At 40.9% G+C, this 16,490-nt stretch carries 17 protein-coding genes and 4 tRNA genes; 11 read left to right on the top strand and 10 right to left on the bottom strand.

The window, feature by feature from the left end; all coding sequences use genetic code 11:
• Positions 1-252: 252 nt before the first annotated feature.
• The 10 genes from MTN97_RS16855 to lolB all read right to left on the bottom strand — a co-directional run bounded on the left by MTN97_RS16855 (position 253) and on the right by lolB (position 6,073).
• A tRNA-Met gene (locus MTN97_RS16855) sits at positions 253-329 on the bottom strand.
• Between the two features lie 5 nt (positions 330-334).
• Positions 335-409: transfer RNA gene (locus MTN97_RS16850), tRNA-Gln, on the bottom strand.
• Positions 410-448: 39 nt separating this feature from the next.
• Positions 449-533 (bottom strand) — tRNA-Leu (locus MTN97_RS16845).
• A gap of 149 nt (positions 534-682) precedes the next feature.
• Positions 683-759, bottom strand: a tRNA-Met gene (locus MTN97_RS16840).
• A 320-nt stretch (positions 760-1,079) separates the two neighbouring features.
• On the bottom strand, positions 1,080-2,171 hold the full coding sequence (ychF, locus tag MTN97_RS16835) for a redox-regulated ATPase YchF (protein WP_036982063.1): 1,092 nt from the start codon (positions 2,169-2,171) through the stop codon (positions 1,080-1,082).
• A 53-nt stretch (positions 2,172-2,224) separates the two neighbouring features.
• Positions 2,225-2,809, bottom strand: coding sequence for an aminoacyl-tRNA hydrolase (gene pth, locus MTN97_RS16830; protein WP_008467968.1), 585 nt, complete (start codon positions 2,807-2,809; stop codon positions 2,225-2,227).
• 18 nt (positions 2,810-2,827) lie between these two features.
• The gene (locus MTN97_RS16825) at positions 2,828-3,442 is read right to left on the bottom strand and encodes a 50S ribosomal protein L25/general stress protein Ctc (protein WP_013465331.1); all 615 of its coding nucleotides are present in this window, start codon (positions 3,440-3,442) and stop codon (positions 2,828-2,830) included.
• A gap of 149 nt (positions 3,443-3,591) precedes the next feature.
• Complete coding sequence (locus MTN97_RS16820) at positions 3,592-4,539, bottom strand: ribose-phosphate pyrophosphokinase (RefSeq protein WP_008115168.1); 948 nt, start codon at positions 4,537-4,539, stop codon at positions 3,592-3,594.
• An 86-nt stretch (positions 4,540-4,625) separates the two neighbouring features.
• Entirely contained in the window at positions 4,626-5,483 is an 858-nt protein-coding gene (ispE, locus tag MTN97_RS16815; RefSeq protein ID WP_248474936.1) for a 4-(cytidine 5'-diphospho)-2-C-methyl-D-erythritol kinase, read from the bottom strand.
• 2 nt (positions 5,484-5,485) lie between these two features.
• The gene (lolB, locus tag MTN97_RS16810; RefSeq protein WP_248474935.1) at positions 5,486-6,073 is read right to left on the bottom strand and encodes a lipoprotein insertase outer membrane protein LolB; all 588 of its coding nucleotides are present in this window, start codon (positions 6,071-6,073) and stop codon (positions 5,486-5,488) included.
• A gap of 83 nt (positions 6,074-6,156) precedes the next feature.
• On the opposite strand from lolB, the gene hemA reads away from it, so the two are divergent.
• The 11 genes from hemA (at position 6,157) to MTN97_RS16755 (ending at position 16,483) form a co-directional block, all read left to right on the top strand.
• Complete coding sequence (gene hemA, locus MTN97_RS16805) at positions 6,157-7,413, top strand: glutamyl-tRNA reductase (protein WP_024602657.1); 1,257 nt, start codon at positions 6,157-6,159, stop codon at positions 7,411-7,413.
• Positions 7,414-7,420: 7 nt separating this feature from the next.
• A complete protein-coding gene (gene prfA, locus MTN97_RS16800) occupies positions 7,421-8,506 on the top strand; it encodes a peptide chain release factor 1 (protein ID WP_010388346.1) in 1,086 nt (361 codons plus the stop codon).
• Between the two features lie 2 nt (positions 8,507-8,508).
• Entirely contained in the window at positions 8,509-9,348 is an 840-nt protein-coding gene (gene prmC / locus MTN97_RS16795) for a peptide chain release factor N(5)-glutamine methyltransferase (protein WP_036982072.1), read from the top strand.
• Between the two features lie 55 nt (positions 9,349-9,403).
• Complete coding sequence (locus MTN97_RS16790) at positions 9,404-10,957, top strand: DUF3369 domain-containing protein (RefSeq protein ID WP_248474937.1); 1,554 nt, start codon at positions 9,404-9,406, stop codon at positions 10,955-10,957.
• 18 nt (positions 10,958-10,975) lie between these two features.
• On the top strand, positions 10,976-11,350 hold the full coding sequence (locus tag MTN97_RS16785) for a SirB2 family protein (protein ID WP_069439964.1): 375 nt from the start codon (positions 10,976-10,978) through the stop codon (positions 11,348-11,350).
• 131 nt (positions 11,351-11,481) lie between these two features.
• Entirely contained in the window at positions 11,482-12,309 is an 828-nt protein-coding gene (locus tag MTN97_RS16780; RefSeq protein ID WP_248474934.1) for a tetratricopeptide repeat protein, read from the top strand.
• Between the two features lie 21 nt (positions 12,310-12,330).
• Entirely contained in the window at positions 12,331-13,584 is a 1,254-nt protein-coding gene (locus MTN97_RS16775) for a DUF819 domain-containing protein (protein ID WP_036982079.1), read from the top strand.
• A 9-nt stretch (positions 13,585-13,593) separates the two neighbouring features.
• Positions 13,594-14,448, top strand: coding sequence for a 3-deoxy-8-phosphooctulonate synthase (gene kdsA, locus MTN97_RS16770; protein WP_036982082.1), 855 nt, complete (start codon positions 13,594-13,596; stop codon positions 14,446-14,448).
• A gap of 121 nt (positions 14,449-14,569) precedes the next feature.
• Positions 14,570-15,466, top strand: a complete 897-nt coding sequence (locus MTN97_RS16765; RefSeq protein WP_013465321.1) for a transcriptional regulator GcvA — start codon at positions 14,570-14,572, stop codon at positions 15,464-15,466.
• Positions 15,466-16,122 (top strand): alpha/beta family hydrolase, encoded by a 657-nt coding sequence (locus MTN97_RS16760; protein ID WP_248474933.1) that lies wholly within the window; start codon positions 15,466-15,468, stop codon positions 16,120-16,122. The genes MTN97_RS16765 and MTN97_RS16760 overlap by 1 nt, the downstream gene beginning before the upstream one ends.
• The gene (locus tag MTN97_RS16755; protein ID WP_248474932.1) at positions 16,115-16,483 is read left to right on the top strand and encodes a DUF423 domain-containing protein; all 369 of its coding nucleotides are present in this window, start codon (positions 16,115-16,117) and stop codon (positions 16,481-16,483) included. The genes MTN97_RS16760 and MTN97_RS16755 overlap by 8 nt, the downstream gene beginning before the upstream one ends.
• The last annotated feature ends 7 nt before the right edge of the window (positions 16,484-16,490 follow it).

Genomic DNA, 16,490 nt, shown 5'->3' with positions numbered 1-16,490 from the left:
AGGAGAGACTTGAACTCTCACATCCTAAGATACTGGAACCTAAATCCAGCGCGTCTACCAATTCCGCCACTCCCGCATCGAGTATGCAGGTCATACTGTTTTAGAACCTAAATCCAGCGTCTAATTCAAGACAACTGCCAATTCCGCCACTCCCGCATTATCACTTTGAATTAATCAAAGAAATGGTAGTTATTTTAAACTCTTCATTGAGCTGCAATTTTAACTCTTGCAGAGCCACTTCAAAAAAAGAAATGGTGGCTAAGACGGGATTTGAACCTGTGACCCCATCATTATGAGTGATGTGCTCTAACCAGCTGAGCTACTTAGCCATTGTTGGCTGGGATACCAGGATTTGAACCTGGGAATGCCAGGATCAAAACCTGGTGCCTTACCGCTTGGCGATATCCCAACAATAAAAAATTGATAGTTTTAATTCTTATCAAGAATATGGTGCGGAAGGAGAGACTTGAACTCTCACATCCTAAGATACTGGAACCTAAATCCAGCGCGTCTACCAATTCCGCCACTCCCGCATCGAGTATACAGGTAACAATGTTTTAGAACCTAAATCCAGCGTCTAATTCAAGACAACTGCCAATTCCTCAACTCCCGCATTATCACTTTGAATAAATCAAAGAAATGGTAGTTATTTTAGACTCTTCATTGAGCAACAAAAAATAAATGGTGGCTAAGACGGGATTTGAACCTGTGACCCCATCATTATGAGTGATGTGCTCTAACCAGCTGAGCTACTTAGCCATCTTTTTTGTTAACACTTCATCGCTGAGTGCGGGGCGTATTATGCTGATATGCCCCAAATTCGTCAACACCTTTTTTGCAAAAAAACACTTAAGTTGGTTTGTTTGCAGGAAAAATAGGCTAACCGGCTACTTTTTAATTAAAACGTTGCTTTTTTAACACTCTTTGTGAGCTTTGTATTGTAATTTGGCTTTGCCTTACAATTCTAAGCCTATAGTAAGGGTAGACTAATTATTACTTTTATTCGGCTGAAAAATAAAAAGGCTCGTAAAAACGAGCCTTTAAAAACAATGAGCCACTTAACGTAGTGCAATGTTTAATTATACGTTGAACAAGAAGTTCATTACATCGCCATCTTTAACGATGTACTCTTTACCTTCTTGGCGCATTTTACCTGCTTCTTTTGCACCGCTTTCACCTTTAAATGCAATAAAGTCATCAAAAGCAATTGTTTGTGCGCGGATAAAGCCACGTTCAAAGTCGGTATGAATTTTACCCGCTGCTTGTGGCGCTGTTGCACCTACTGGGATAGTCCATGCACGTACTTCTTTTACACCCGCAGTAAAGTAAGTTTGCAAATGTAGTAGCTCATAGCCACCACGAATAACAAGGTTAAGTCCTGGCTCTTCAAGACCAAGGTCAGCCATAAACTCTAATTTGTCTTCTTCGTCAAGCTCAGATAGCTCAGATTCGATAGCTGCACACACAGGCACAACAACCGCATCTTCAGCAGCCGCTATTTCACGGACACGATCAAGTAGTGGGTTATTTTCAAATCCGTCTTCAGCCACGTTAGCAATATACATAGTTGGCTTGATAGTTAAGAAGTTAATAGGCGCAATGGCTGCTTTTTCTTCTTTTGTTAGCGCTAAAGAACGTAAAGTTAAGCCTTCATCAAGATGCACTTTTACTTTTTCAAGTACCGCATTTTGCTCTTTTGCGTCTTTATCGCCACCTTTTGCTTTTTTCGCATTACGGAATATTGCTTTATCAGCACTGTCCATATCAGCAAGTACTAGCTCGGTGTTGATCACGTCAATATCGTCCGCAGGGTCGATAGTACCAGCAACGTGAATAACGTTTTCATCTTCAAAACAACGAACTACATGGCCAATCGCATCTGTTTCACGAATATTTGCTAAAAACTGATTGCCTAGGCCTTCACCTTTCGATGCACCTTTAACTAAACCTGCAATATCCACAAATTCCATACTAGTTGTAATAATACGTTGCGGGTTAACAATTTTAGCAAGTTCGTCTAGGCGAGGATCTGGCACCGGTACCACACCTGTATTAGGTTCAATGGTACAAAAAGGAAAGTTAGCGGCTTCAATACCCGCTTTAGTCAATGCATTGAAAAGTGTTGATTTACCAACATTAGGCAAGCCAACGATGCCACATTTAAAACCCATAGTAAGATACCTTGTTTAGATTCGTTTAATACGTGCGACCGTATACCCAAAAATTAGGGTTTAAACGAATGTAGTCTGTTTTGTGCTTTTAACACACCGTCTTTAGCAAGTATTTCCATACAACGAACTGCTTCATCAACTGCGGCATCCATTTTTTCTTGATCGTCCTTGGCTGCTTTACCAAGCACCCAACCGGTGACCATTTCGCGATGTCCTGGATGACCTACACCTATGCGTAAGCGCATAAAGTCTTTTTGATTTGCCATTTTTGCAATAATGTCTTTTAAGCCATTATGACCGCCATGTCCGCCGCCTTTTTTTAATTTAGCAACGCCCGGGTCTAAATCCAATTCATCATGGGCAACAAGTATGTCTTCCACGGGGATTTTAAAAAAATTGGCTAAACTACTCACCGCTTTGCCACTTAAGTTCATGTAAGTGGTGGGGATCAGTAATTTGAATTCTTTGCCTTGAATAATCACTTTACCAGTAAGGCCGTGATATTTAGGGTCGTGTTTTAGCGTGCAGTTGTAGCGTGCAGCGAGTTCTTGAATGAACCAAGCACCTGCGTTGTGGCGTGTATTTGCGTATTCGGGGCCTGGATTAGCCAGGCCCACAAGCATTTGAATAGAATTCAAGGTGCGAGACCTTAAATATTATTCTGCAGCGTCTGAAGCGTCGTCTTCAGTTGGAGCTGCTTTGTTAGCTTTGATAGTAACGATAGACTGATCGTGGCCTTCGCCTTTACCAAGCTCAACAGATTGAACACCTTTAGGGAACGCAAGATCTGTAAGGTGGATTGAATCACCAGCAACAAGATCAGATACGTCTACTTCGATGAATTCTGGAAGTGACTTAGGAAGACAAGAAATCTCAACTTCAGTTAACTGGTGAACAACAGTTGCACCTAACTTAGTTACTTTCTCTTCACCGATGAAGTGTAAAGGAACCTTAGTTACTAGTTTATGAGTTGCGTCTACACGTTGGAAATCAAGGTGAGTAAGCTTAGGCTTGAAAGGGTGACGTTGGATATCTTTTAAGATTGCTTCAACTTTCTCGCCACCTACATTTAATGTAAGGATGTGAGTGTAAAAGCCTTCGTCTTCTTGTGCTTTGATCATATCTTTATGAGCAAAAGTAAGCGATACCGCTTCTTTATCAGCTCCATAAAGGATTGCCGGCACTTTGTCTTCGCGACGTAGGCGGCGGCTCGCACCAGTACCAGTTTCTACGCGAAGTTCAGCGTCATAAGTATAAGTTGTGTTAGACATGATGTCTCCAATAATTAAAAGTGTTAGGGCCTTTGCGACCAAGGTCCCTAGCCAAAAGGCGCGCTATCATACCACTGCGGGTTTATAAAATAAACATCGCTTACAAAAAAAGCGCCAAAAGGCGCTTTTATACTCATTAATGTTTAACTTTAGTGTTCAAACATTGCCGAGATAGATTCTTCGTTGCTAATGCGACGAATAGTCTCTGCTAACATATCTGCAAGTGTTAATACTTTTACAATATCAAGCGCTTTTAGTTCGTCAGACAGTGGAATTGAGTCAGTTACAATCACTTCATCAATCACAGAGTTACGTAAGTTTTCTGCAGCTGTACCAGAAAGAATAGGGTGAGTAGCGTAAGCAAATACGCGTTTAGCACCATGCTCTTTAAGAGCTTCAGCTGCTTTACACAATGTACCACCGGTATCAATCATGTCATCAACAATAATACAATCACGACCTTCAACGTCACCAATAATATGCATTACTTGAGAAACGTTAGCTTGAGGGCGACGTTTATCAATAATAGCTAGGTCGGTATCGTTTAATAGTTTTGCAATTGCTCGGGCACGTACAACACCACCAATATCAGGTGATACAACAACCACGTCATCAAAGTCGCGGTTTTTCATATCTTCTAATAATACCGGGCTGCCAAATACGTTATCTACTGGTACATCGAAGAAGCCTTGGATTTGCTCAGCATGTAAATCAACCGTAAGAACGCGGTCAACACCTACACTTGATAAGAAATCTGCAACCACTTTAGCTGTAATTGGCACACGCGCAGAACGTACACGACGATCTTGACGAGCATAACCAAAATAAGGAATAACAGCAGTGATACGACCGGCAGATGCACGGCGTAGCGCATCAACCATAACGATAAGTTCCATTAGGTTATCGTTAGTAGGGGCACAGGTTGATTGTAAGATAAAAACATCCGAGCCACGAACATTTTCATTAATTTGAACACTGATCTCACCGTCACTAAAACGGCCAACAACAGCATCGCCTAATTCAATATATAAACGTTTTGCAACTTTTTGAGCTAGGTCAGGTGTTGCGTTACCAGCGAAGAGCTTCATGTCAGGCACGGTAGGGTTCCTCAGGCACTGAATTTTTGGACTAACTTACATTGAATGAACAAAGTAGGTTAACTTATGATTACTTGTACGTTACTTCATTTATCAATGATGGCGGCTAACTCCGTGTGAGCAGGAGAAGTATTAACGCTTGATGCGATAAATCCCTGCCAAGTATGGGGGAGGTTAGCAAGTACATCTTGTGCTTGAACTTGACTAGCAAATTCAACAAAACAACATGAACCTGTTCCGGTCATCTTTGATGGGGCGTATTTTAGCAACCACTGCAGGGTTTTTTCAACCTCGGGACACAGCTTTTTCACTAAAGGCTCACAATCGTTAGTTAAAACCTGCTGTTGCCAGTCACCTAAAAGTTTAGGCGTGTCACGTTTTAAATCGGGGTGAGTAAATATTTGTGCAGTACTGACATGCTGGTTTGGAAAAACTACGCAGTACCATTTTTGTGGCAATTTAACATACTCTAATTGCTCGCCAACGCCATGTGCTATGGCACTTTTACCTTTAATGAATACAGGCACATCAGCACCGAGTTTCAAGCCTAAATCTGCAAGTTCATCTAGTGTAAGAGCGGTATTCCATAGTGTATTTAGCGCTAAAAGTGTTGTTGCGGCATCGGATGAACCACCACCAACACCTCCGCCCATAGGCAAACGTTTAGTTAAATTTATTTTTGCACCTAAATTCACTTTACACTGAGTTTGCAATAATAAAGCTGCTTTATAAATTAAGTTGTCAGTTAGTGCAATGCCATGGATGTCACCGCTAATACTAATATTTTTATCATTAGTAAGCGTAAAATGGAGCTCGTCGCCATAGTTCAAAAATGTAAACAGGGTTTCTAATTCATGATAGCCATCATCACGGCGACCATTAATATGTAAAAATAAATTTAGCTTCGCCGGCGCAATCAGCGAAAGTTCAAAGGGAGTATTCATAATTAGTTAAACTGCCAATCGTAGAGTTTGATTTTAATTTTAATCTTTTCATGTGTTAAGGTTAGCGCGTTAGGTAACCAAAAACCGTGTTTTTGTATGTAACTGGTGTAGTTTATTTGCCATTTTTTGCCAGCGCCATCAAACCATAACACGCTTTTAGCACGGCCTAATTGATCGACTTCTAAGGTTTGATCGTCAATAGTGGCTTTTAACCATGGGCCGGCGTTATTTACCGGTAAAGTAAACCCCGTTAAGCGTTGTAAAAGTCTACTCGCATTAGTATCAAAATACGGTTGGTCATCAAATATTAATTCAGCCCCCACTGCGGTTTGTTTGAGCGATAAAATTCGGGTGCCAATAAATGTGGTTAACACTAAATGATTACTATTTTGTGTTTGTTGCCAATTTAAGTTAGCAGATTGGCGCTCATTAGGGCTAATAAACGCTAATTTACCTTCCACCTGCCAAGTTTTTTGTGTACTAAGACGTAACTTCCAGTCTTCGTAAGCTTCTGTATTGTAGTTGTTTTTATTGGCGCAGCCCGTTAAAAAAATAAATAACAGGGTTAAAATAAAATATTGTCGAGTCAAATGTTGTTCCTTACTTTCCATATTCCTGAGATTTTTGATAAAATTGCCGCCTATGTAGTAGGGCTCAGCAATATTTGGCAGATATGACCATAATAGCACTTGGTATTAATCACAAAACCGCATCCGTAGAATTACGAGAAAAAGTGGCCTTTTCGCCTGAGCAAATTTCAGAGGCGCTACAACAATTAAGTGGCCATGCCGACTTTAATGAAGCGGTTATTGTCTCTACCTGTAATCGCACTGAAGTGTATTGTAGCCTTGCGCAGCAAAATTCCCAAACATTGTTGCAATGGTTGGCCAGTTTCCATGGTTTAGATGAACATGAACTGAGTAAAAATATCTACTGTCATGAAGACAGCGCTGCAATAAACCATTTGATGCGTGTAGCCTGTGGGCTTGACTCGCTGGTGTTAGGCGAACCACAAATTTTAGGGCAAATAAAACAAGCCTATAATAGTGCCAAAACTCATGATGCAGTGGGCGTTACGTTTGATCGTTTGTTTCAAAAAACGTTTTCGGTGGCAAAAGAAGTCCGTACCGAAACCAACATTGGTGCCAGTGCAGTATCGGTTGCCTTTGCGGCAGTTAATTTAGCAAAGCATATTTATGGAAAGCTGGATAAAACCAAAGTGTTACTCATTGGTGCCGGTGAAACCATAGAGCTGGTAGCAAAACATTTATACCAAAATGAACCGCAAAAAATTACTGTTGCCAACAGAACAATAGAAAGAGCGCGCAGTTTAGCCGATGAAGTATCAGCTGATGTTATTGCGTTGGCACAATTGCCTGAACGTTTGCATCAAGCTGATATTGTGATTAGCTCCACCGCCAGCACTTTACCTATTATTGGTAAAGGTGTAGTTGAGCAAGCACTTAAACAACGCCGCTATAAGCCGATGCTGTTTATTGATATAGCTGTACCACGCGATATTGAAAGCCAAGTCGGTGAACTCGACGACGCCTACTTGTACTCGGTCGATGACTTACAAGCCATTGTTAGTGAAAACATGGCTGCTCGTGAACAAGCGGCTGAGCAAGCACAAATTATTATTAGTGAGCGCACCAAAGAGTTTTTTATGTGGTTGCGCTCGCTTGATTCAGTGGATTTAATTCGCCATTACCGTAATGATGTACAAACAACAAAAGCAGAACTTGTAGATAGGGCGCTTAGTCAGCTAAATACAGGTAAAGATGCAGAAAAAGTAATTTTAGAGCTGGCCAATAAATTAACCAATCGCTTAATGCACGCGCCTACCCGTGCCATCCAAGATGCAGCGAAAAAAGGTGAAGTGGCTCAGTTAAACCAATTGAAAAAAATGTTAGGTATAGATCAGGAATAACAGTTAAATGAAAGAGTCCGTTTATCGTAAATTAGAAACCTTAGTTGAGCGCTACGAAGAAGTTCAAGCGCTACTAAGTGACCCATCGGTCATTAGTGATCAAAACCGCTTCCGTACTCTTTCAAAAGAATACTCTGAGCTTGAAGAAGTGGTGAAAACGTTTTTAGCATACCAGCAAGCACAAGAAGACTTGAGTAGCGCTGAAGAAATGCTAAAAGATTCAGATCCTGAAATGCGCGAAATGGCACAAGAAGAATATAAAGAAGCAAAAGCACAGATTTCGACTTTAGAAGACGACATTCAAGTGCTTATGTTGCCTAAAGATCCGAGAGACAACAACAATGTATTTTTAGAGGTTCGTGCAGGAACAGGGGGCGATGAAGCTGCTATTTTTGCTGGCGACTTATTCAGAATGTACAGCCGTTACGCAGAAACAAAAAAATGGAAAGTAGAGGTTGTTACCACCAACGAAGGTGAGCACGGTGGTTACAAAGAAGTAATTGCTAACATCAGCGGTGAAGGTGTTTATGGGCAATTAAAATTTGAATCAGGCGTGCACCGTGTACAGCGCGTCCCAGAAACTGAGTCACAAGGGCGCGTACATACCTCCGCCTGTACTGTTGCTGTAATGGCTGAAGTACCAGAAGCAGAAGCCATCGAAATCAATACGGCCGATATTAAAGTTGATACCTTTAGAGCATCGGGCGCAGGTGGTCAGCACGTTAATAAAACCGACTCTGCCATTCGTATTACCCATTTACCAACCGGTGTTGTGGTTGAGTGTCAAGATGAGCGCTCTCAACATAAAAACCGTGCAAAAGCGATGTCGGTATTGGCGGCGCGTTTGCAACAGGCTGAAGATGAAAAACGTCATGCTGCTGAGGCGTCTGAACGTCGTAATTTAGTGGGCAGTGGCGATCGTTCTGAGCGTATTCGCACATACAACTACCCGCAGGGGCGTATTACCGATCACCGTATTAACTTAACGCTTTATCGTTTAAACGAAGTGGTAGCCGGTGATTTAGGTGCTGTGGTTGAGCCGCTAATGCAAGAGCATCAGGCCGACTTATTAGCAGCGATGGGCGACGATTAATTGTGAACCTCACTGTTGAAAACGCTATTACTACCGGTGCTAATTTATTAGCATCAAGTAGTGATAGCGCAAAGTTAGATGCTCAAGTACTACTGCTTAATATTTTACAAAAGCCACGTAGTTATTTATTTACTTGGCCAGAAAAACAATTAACGGATGAGCAATCACAAGCGTTTGAGCGTGCATGTGAGCGTCGTTTAAACGGCGAGCCTGTTTCGCACATTACAGGGTATCGTGAGTTTTGGAGTTTACAGCTTGAAGTAAATCCAACAACGCTCATTCCTCGCCCTGATACAGAAACCTTAGTTGAGCTTGCGCTTTCATGTAATGTACCAAATGACGCCAAAGTGCTCGATTTAGGCACAGGCACTGGAGCAATTGCACTTGCGCTTGGTAGTGAAATGCCTACATGGGATATTATTGCCGTTGATCGTATTGATGATGCGGTAGCACTGGCCAAACGTAATCAAAAACGATTAGCGATAAATAATGTGTGTGTTAAACAAAGCAATTGGTTTAGCGCGTTAAATAATAAAAAATTTGATCTAATTGTAACCAACCCTCCCTATATAGAATATAACGATAAACACTTGCATCAAGGTGATGTGCGCTTTGAGCCTTTGTCTGCATTGGTTGCAGATGATGCTGGATTAGCTGATATTAAACAAATAATTACACAATCACGTGACTATTTACATTCTAATGGCTATCTTTTAATTGAACACGGATTTGAGCAAAGTGCAGCTGTTCGCCATATATTCAACCAAATGGCGTTTATAAATGTAAGCACAGTGAAAGATCTTGGTAATAACGACCGCGTAACTTTCGGACAATGGCCTTAACTTATTAAAAATAGCCCCGTTGTTTGTTTGCATATGTTTTAAGGAACTCTTTGTGATGGAAGATTTTTTATTTTCAAATGAACAACCACCTGAAGTAGTAAGTGAAGAGCAAGGAACATGGAAAGTTCTAATTGTTGATGATGAACCCGAGGTTCATGCTGTTACGCGTTTAGCGTTGAGTGATTTTAAGTTTCAAGATAGACGCTTGGAGTTTATTAGTGCTTATTCCGGCGCAGAAGCGAAAAAGTTGATTGATGATCATCCTGATGCCGCCATCATCCTACTCGATGTTGTTATGGAAACAGACGATGCGGGTTTGCAAGTAGCAAAATACATTCGTGATACCGTTAAAAATAATTATATTCGCATTATTCTACGAACCGGGCAGCCAGGCCAAGCACCCGAGCGCCAAGTAATCGTAAATTACGATATTAATGACTATAAATCTAAAACTGAACTCACCGCACAAAAATTATTCACCGTTATGATGGCAAGTCTTCGCTCGTATCGTGATATTATTTCGATTGAGCAATCGCGTGAGGGACTAGAAAAAATAATCACTGCTTCGCGCAATATTTTTGCAACCCATTCAATGGATAACTTTATTGAAGGCGTGATGCAGCAGCTCACTTCTTTACTAAACGTTGCTGATGAAGCCATGTATGCTACCACCTTAGTTGCACAAAATCCGTCAGAGGAGATGAATAAAAAACTGATTGTTTGCTCTGGTACCGGTGATTTTGCGAAGCGCGAGGGAGAAGAGCTAGAAACCGTACTACCAGAAGACCAACTGTTAGCGTGCCAAGAGGCCCTTGCTAATAAAGCAATTGTGTATAGAGATGATTATTTGTTTGCTTATTGCAGCAGTAAATTTAACCATAATTCAATGTTGTTTGTATCAGGTGTGCCGTCAAAGTTGACGGATACACAACGAAACTTAATTGAAATCTTTTCTCAAAATGTGCAGTTGGCATTTGAAAATGTGCAGTTACACACTGAAGTTGAAGCCACACAACAAGAGCTTGTTTATCGTTTAAGTGAAGCCGTTGAACAGCGCTCGTGCGAAACGGGTAATCATGTAAAACGGGTTGCTTATATTTGTTATGAATTAGCATTAGCCTACGGCTTATCTGAAGAGCAAGCGAATTTAATTCGCTTTGCATCGCCTTTACATGATGTGGGTAAAATAGGTATTCCGGATGCAATTTTAAATAAGCCTGACAAGTTAAACAGCGAAGAGTGGGAAGTTATGAAAACTCATGCTGGAAAAGGCTATGCTATTTTGAAAGATTCACCACGTAAAATAGTCAGCGCAGGGGCATTAATCGCACAGCAGCACCACGAAAAGTGGGATGGTTCTGGTTACCCTAGTGGATTAAAGGGGGAGCGTATTGATATTTTTGCCAGAATAGTGGCATTGGCTGATGTGTATGATGCACTGCGCCATAAACGTTGTTATAAAGGTGCGTGGACACTTGAAGAAGCGGTTGCGGAGATAAACGCAAATAAAGGAACGCATTTTGATCCTAAACTTGTTGATGTATTTAATGATAAGCTTGAAGACCTCGAAGCGGTACTTTCACGCTTTCCTGACAAAACACATAACTAAACAGAAGTAACAATACCTATGGATTATTTAGCATTAAAACACTCACACATGGCCATTGCGCTAGTGAGTATTATTTTATTTTACGTACGTTCTTTTTCTCGTATGGGCAGTGGCAGCCTTGCCAAAAATAAGTTGGTTTTTATTGGTAGCCACAGTATAGACACTTTATTGATTGTTTCAGCCATCGGTTTAATGGCAATGGCTAAAATAAACCCATTAGAGCAGCTTTGGTTATTAGAAAAAATTATTCTAGTTATCGTTTATATTGTTGTGGGTATTATTAGTGCTAAACAAACGACAACCGTTCCAAAAGTCGTATTTTTAGTACTTAACACCGCTGTTATTTCAGCTATTGGTTACTTAGCAACAGCTAAAGCCCCGCTGTTGTTATAATTAACAATGCCTATTTAAGCTTTGCACACCAAAGGTGTAAAGCTTACCTCTTCAATTCATTTCTGATTATTGGTATCTAGCTTTAAAATTAGGTAAACTACGTCCTCGTTTTCTAGAATGTTGTAGTATGAATGACCACCCTCGGGTTTGATGAACACGATGAATCTTATATAGAAGATACTTACGATGATTTTTTGCCGCCGGCTATATATCGTTGTATCAAAGCGGAAGCTAAATGGGATTCTCAAATAGACTTAACACCAAGTCTTGAAATACTCACTGCGTTTGAGCAGCAAATAGAGTCTATTTGTCAGCAGATGCCGGACGAACACGATCGCCTAGATAAACTACTTGATAGCTTTTATAGTGAGTGGCTATTTAGTGCATCAAGCTTGAAAGTTCCTGAGTATAAGTTAAATAGCATCAGCTATACCTTGTCTATGCGCAGTGGCACACCGACAACCTTAGCTATTTTGTTATGCCACTTTTTACAGCATGCTAAACTCGATGCCAGTGTAAGTATAACTCAAGGCGAAGTGGGCATTCACGTCGCAATGAGTGATGAAGAGGGTTATCTTGTTGACCCTAGCAGTGGCCAACAAAGTTGGTACATCATTCCTGAAAATATTGATGAAGAAAATCCTCAAGAACAAGAGCCTTTAGAGCTTATTTTTGAAGACGAAGTGTATAAATTATTTTTAGCGCAGCAAAAATGGTCTTTCATTAGTGAAAATAAATTTGGTCATGCGTTAACTTGCGTCGATTTATTAATGGAAATATTAGGTGATGATCCCTATGAGCGACGCGACAGAGGTTATTTACTAAATCAGCTTGGCTGCCCTAAAATGGCACGAGATGATTTACAGTTTTTTGTTGATGAATGTCCTGATGATCCTGCTATTGAAATCATTCTACATCAAATTGAAGAACTTGAAGACAATCATAAAACTCACCACTAAGAATAAAAAATAGGAAATGTTATGGCTGATCCCCAAACTGCATTAATTACCAATGATGCCGTTGTACTTGGTTTATTGGCGATTATTTTAGGGTTTATTTTCAAAACCTCAAATAGTCAACGCCCAGGTCTTGTGGCATTTTATAAATATGTACCGGCATTATTGTTGTGTTATTTTTTGCCGTCATTGTTAAATACCTTTGGTATTGTTGATGGTTCTCAATCTAACGTGTATTACGTCGCTTCGCGATATTTACTGCCTGCGTGTTTAATTTTGCTTACCATCAGTATTGATTTAAAAGCGATTATTAATTTAGGTCCTAAAGCATTAATTATGTTTTTAACCGGCACCGCAGGTATTGTGATTGGTGGCCCATTAGCTATTTTAATAATGAGTGCTGTTTATCCAGAAGCGGTAGGTGGACATGGCCCTGACGCTGTTTGGCGTGGTATGACAACCATTGCAGGTAGCTGGATTGGTGGCGGTGCAAACCAAGCATCTATGAAAGAAATGTTTGAAGTGGGTGGCGATATTTTCTCAGCCATGGTCACCGTGGATGTGATAGTGGCTAATTTATGGATGGCAGTATTATTATTAATGGCAGCTAATCATAAAGCGATTGACGCTAAAGCCGGTGCAGATACCACCGCGATTGAAGACTTAAAGCAACGTGTTGAAAAATACCATGCAGAGCATGCGCGTATGCCAACGCTAAATGATTACATGATGATTATAGCTATTGCCTTTGGTATTACCGGTTTAGCGCACTTTTGTGCAGATATTTTAGGACCCTTCTTTGCCAATAATTATGCGTGGGCAAAAGAATACAGTTTAAACAGTAAGTTCTTTTGGCTTATTGTTATATCAACGACGATAGGTATTTGCTTATCGTTTACCAAAGTACGCCATATTGAGGCGTTTGGTTCATCGAAAGTGGCGTCAGCCTTTTTGTATATTTTAGTGGCATCGATTGGCCTGCATATGAATGTAATGGCGATTTTTGATTCACCGATGTATTTTGTTATTGGTGCAATTTGGATGTTAACTCACGCAAGTTTAATGCTCATTGTGGCTAAATTAATTAAAGCGCCGTTATTTTATATGGCTGTTGGCTCACAGGCCAATGTAGGTGGCGCAGCGTCTGCCCCTGTTGTGGCCGCTGCGTTTCATCCGTCACTGGCACCGGTCGGCGTATTATTAGCTGTACTAGGCTATGGTGTAGGTACATATATGGCGTATATTTGTGGATTAATGATGCAAGCAGTTGCACCATAAGGAATTAAAATGAACAACCAAGTTATTAATATCAATGAAATAGAACTGGCAAATAATAAACCTTTTGTTTTATTTGGTGGCATGAATGTGCTTGAATCACGAGACTTAGCGATGCGTATTGCCGAGCATTATGTTGAAGTGACCACTAAATTAAATATTCCTTATGTATTCAAAGCATCATTTGATAAAGCCAATCGCTCGTCCATCAATTCTTATCGTGGTCCAGGCATGGAAGAAGGCTTAAAGATATTTGAAGAGATTAAAAATACCTTTAATATTGCGCTTATCACCGATGTGCATGAACCTCATCAGGCAGCACCGGTTGCAGAGGTTGTTGATGTTATTCAGCTACCGGCGTTTTTGGCTCGTCAAACAGACTTGGTGGTTGCAATGGCTAAAACAGGCGCGATTATTAATGTGAAAAAGCCACAGTTTTTAGCCCCACATGAAATGCGTCATATCATTACTAAATTTAATGAAGCCGGAAATAATAATGTAGCCTTGTGTGAACGTGGTTCAAGCTTTGGTTACAACAACCTAGTGGTTGATATGCTGGGCATGGATGATATGAAAACCATGGCTCCCGTTATATTTGATGCCACTCATGCGCTGCAGCGTCCTGGCGGTCGAGCTGACTCAGCCGATGGTCGTCGTGCTCAAGCAGCAGAACTTGCCCGTAGCGGTATGGCACTGGGTATTGCAGGCTTATTTATTGAAGCACACCCCAATCCAAATGAAGCAAAATGTGATGGCCCCTGTGCATTAGCATTGAGCAAGTTAGAAGGGTACTTATCGCAAATGAAAGCGGTTGATGATCTAATCAAAAGCTTTGCTCCCCTTGATACCAGTGCTAGTGATTTATAAAGAAGTGATTAACTCATTAAAAAGCGACTTAGGTCGCTTTTTTTGTGGCTTGAATATACTCTTTCCCAGCATAGGTATATAATTCACCGCATAAGAAAAACTAATTCTAAGCTTGGTTGCCATGTCAAGACGAGTTCCTCCATTAAACGCGCTGAAAGCTTTTGAAGCTGCAGCACGTCATTTAAGCTTTACTAAAGCCGCAGAAGAGTTGTATGTCACGCAAGCTGCGGTGAGTCATCAAATAAAAACGCTTGAAGAGCATTTAGGCTTAAAGCTGTTTTTACGTAAAAATCGCTCGTTATTATTAACCGAAGAAGGCCAAGGTTATTTTTTAGATATTAAAGAAATTTTTACTCAGCTAATAGATGCAACTGAAAAGCTACTAGCCCGTGGTGCCAAAGGCTCGTTAACCGTAAGTTTAACCCCCAGTTTTGCGATTCAATGGCTTATTCCTCGATTGAGCTTATTTAACGAATTACACCCAGAAATTGATGTGCGAATTAAAGCCCAAGATCAGGATGAAAACTCGTTAACAGACGATGTTGATATCTCAATTTATTATGGTCGCGGTCATTGGAGTGGGGTGCAAGCCTATAAACTGCACACTGAGTATTTAGTGCCGTTATGTAGCCCATTACTGTTAAATGGCCCCAGAGCGCTTAACCAACCCAGTGATTTAGCAAACCATACCTTGCTACATGACACCACCCGTAAAAACTGGAAAACCTGGATGAAAACCGCCGGCGTACGTAATGTACAAGTTAACCAAGGACCTATATTTAGTCATTCATCTATGGTGTTACAAGCTGCGGTACATGGCCAAGGTGTTGCAATTGGTAACAGCGTACTAGCAAAACCAGATATTGATGCCGGACGTTTAGTGATCCCGTTCAATCACAGTTTAGAGAGTAAGAATGCCTATTACTTAGTGATCCGTGAGTCACAAAATGAGTTAGGCAAAATTGTATCGTTTAAAGACTGGATGTTAAGTTTAGTTGAGCAGGAGCAAGAATATTAATGAGCATCGAATGGGTTAGAAGTAGTCAGCAACCGGCAATCGCACAGTTTATATTTGCTCATGGCGCAGGGGCTGGCAGTGATTCTGAGTTTATGCAAATCATGGCTAAACATCTCAGTGAGTACGGTATTGACGTTGGCTTGTTTGATTTTGAATATATGCAAATTGCTAAACAAACTAACAAACGTCGCCCACCAGATCGAGCGCCTAAACTACTTACTTATTTTGAACATATAGTGACTCAAGCTGATGCAAATTTACCGCTATTTATAGGGGGTAAATCAATGGGCGGGCGCGTGGCATCGATGCTTGCCTGTTCGACCTCTCATCCTGTTTTAGGTGTGCTTGCGTTTGGTTATCCGTTTCATCCTCCGGGCAAGCCAGAAAAACTGCGTACAGATCATTTTGCAGACATACCGTGTCCTTTTTTAGTATTACAGGGGGAAAGGGATACCTTTGGCACCCGCGAAGAGCTTGCCACAATGGTCATGCCAAAGCAGCCAAAGTATATATGGTTAACGGATGGTGACCACTCACTAAAACCGCGTAAAAAAAGTGGCGTGACTGAGCAGGAAAACCTGAATGCTGCAGCAATACAGGCAGCAAGCTTTATAAAGAATACGCTTGAAAATTTAAAAGAGGATAAACATGATTAAACTATTTTTATTAGCAGGCAGCTTTTTTTGCATGCTTTCAGTGATACTGGGCGCATTTGCTGCTCATGGTCTGAAAGGTCGTTTATCAGAGTACTCCATTGGTATTTTTAAAACCGCCGCTGAGTATCAAATGGTACATGGGCTGGCGTTAATTGCAGTGGCTATTTTAATTAAGTGGGGTATGCACCTCAGCATGGCGGGTAGCTTTTTTATTGCCGGTACATTGTTATTTAGTGGCAGCTTATACTTATTGGCCTTAACAGGGTTGAAGTGGCTGGGCCCAATTACCCCCTTGGGTGGGCTGTGCTTTATTATTGGTTGGATAGTTATTTTAGTGCAAGTTGCACGATTTAAGTTTTAAAGAGTTT

It is taken from the genome of Pseudoalteromonas sp. 2CM36K (genome assembly GCF_023161865.1).
Taxonomy (GTDB): Bacteria; Pseudomonadota; Gammaproteobacteria; order Enterobacterales; family Alteromonadaceae; genus Pseudoalteromonas; species Pseudoalteromonas tetraodonis.
Note: the sequence above shows the minus strand (reverse complement) of the source record. Positions and strands in the feature narration are given on the sequence as shown.

What these genes read in the sequence shown, in the direction of transcription:
- MTN97_RS16755 (WP_248474932.1), top strand. Translation starts at nt 16,115, where the DNA reads ATGATTAAACTATTTTTATTAGCAGGCAGCTTTTTTTGCATGCTTTCA.
- hemA (WP_024602657.1), top strand. Translation starts at nt 6,157, where the DNA reads ATGACCATAATAGCACTTGGTATTAATCACAAAACCGCATCCGTAGAA.
- prfA (WP_010388346.1), top strand. Translation starts at nt 7,421, where the DNA reads ATGAAAGAGTCCGTTTATCGTAAATTAGAAACCTTAGTTGAGCGCTAC.
- MTN97_RS16765 (WP_013465321.1), top strand. Translation starts at nt 14,570, where the DNA reads ATGTCAAGACGAGTTCCTCCATTAAACGCGCTGAAAGCTTTTGAAGCT.
- MTN97_RS16825 (WP_013465331.1), bottom strand. Translation starts at nt 3,442, where the DNA reads ATGTCTAACACAACTTATACTTATGACGCTGAACTTCGCGTAGAAACT.
- MTN97_RS16775 (WP_036982079.1), top strand. Translation starts at nt 12,331, where the DNA reads ATGGCTGATCCCCAAACTGCATTAATTACCAATGATGCCGTTGTACTT.
- MTN97_RS16760 (WP_248474933.1), top strand. Translation starts at nt 15,466, where the DNA reads ATGAGCATCGAATGGGTTAGAAGTAGTCAGCAACCGGCAATCGCACAG.
- MTN97_RS16790 (WP_248474937.1), top strand. Translation starts at nt 9,404, where the DNA reads ATGGAAGATTTTTTATTTTCAAATGAACAACCACCTGAAGTAGTAAGT.
- kdsA (WP_036982082.1), top strand. Translation starts at nt 13,594, where the DNA reads ATGAACAACCAAGTTATTAATATCAATGAAATAGAACTGGCAAATAAT.
- MTN97_RS16785 (WP_069439964.1), top strand. Translation starts at nt 10,976, where the DNA reads ATGGATTATTTAGCATTAAAACACTCACACATGGCCATTGCGCTAGTG.
- MTN97_RS16780 (WP_248474934.1), top strand. Translation starts at nt 11,482, where the DNA reads ATGACCACCCTCGGGTTTGATGAACACGATGAATCTTATATAGAAGAT.
- ispE (WP_248474936.1), bottom strand. Translation starts at nt 5,483, where the DNA reads ATGAATACTCCCTTTGAACTTTCGCTGATTGCGCCGGCGAAGCTAAAT.
- ychF (WP_036982063.1), bottom strand. Translation starts at nt 2,171, where the DNA reads ATGGGTTTTAAATGTGGCATCGTTGGCTTGCCTAATGTTGGTAAATCA.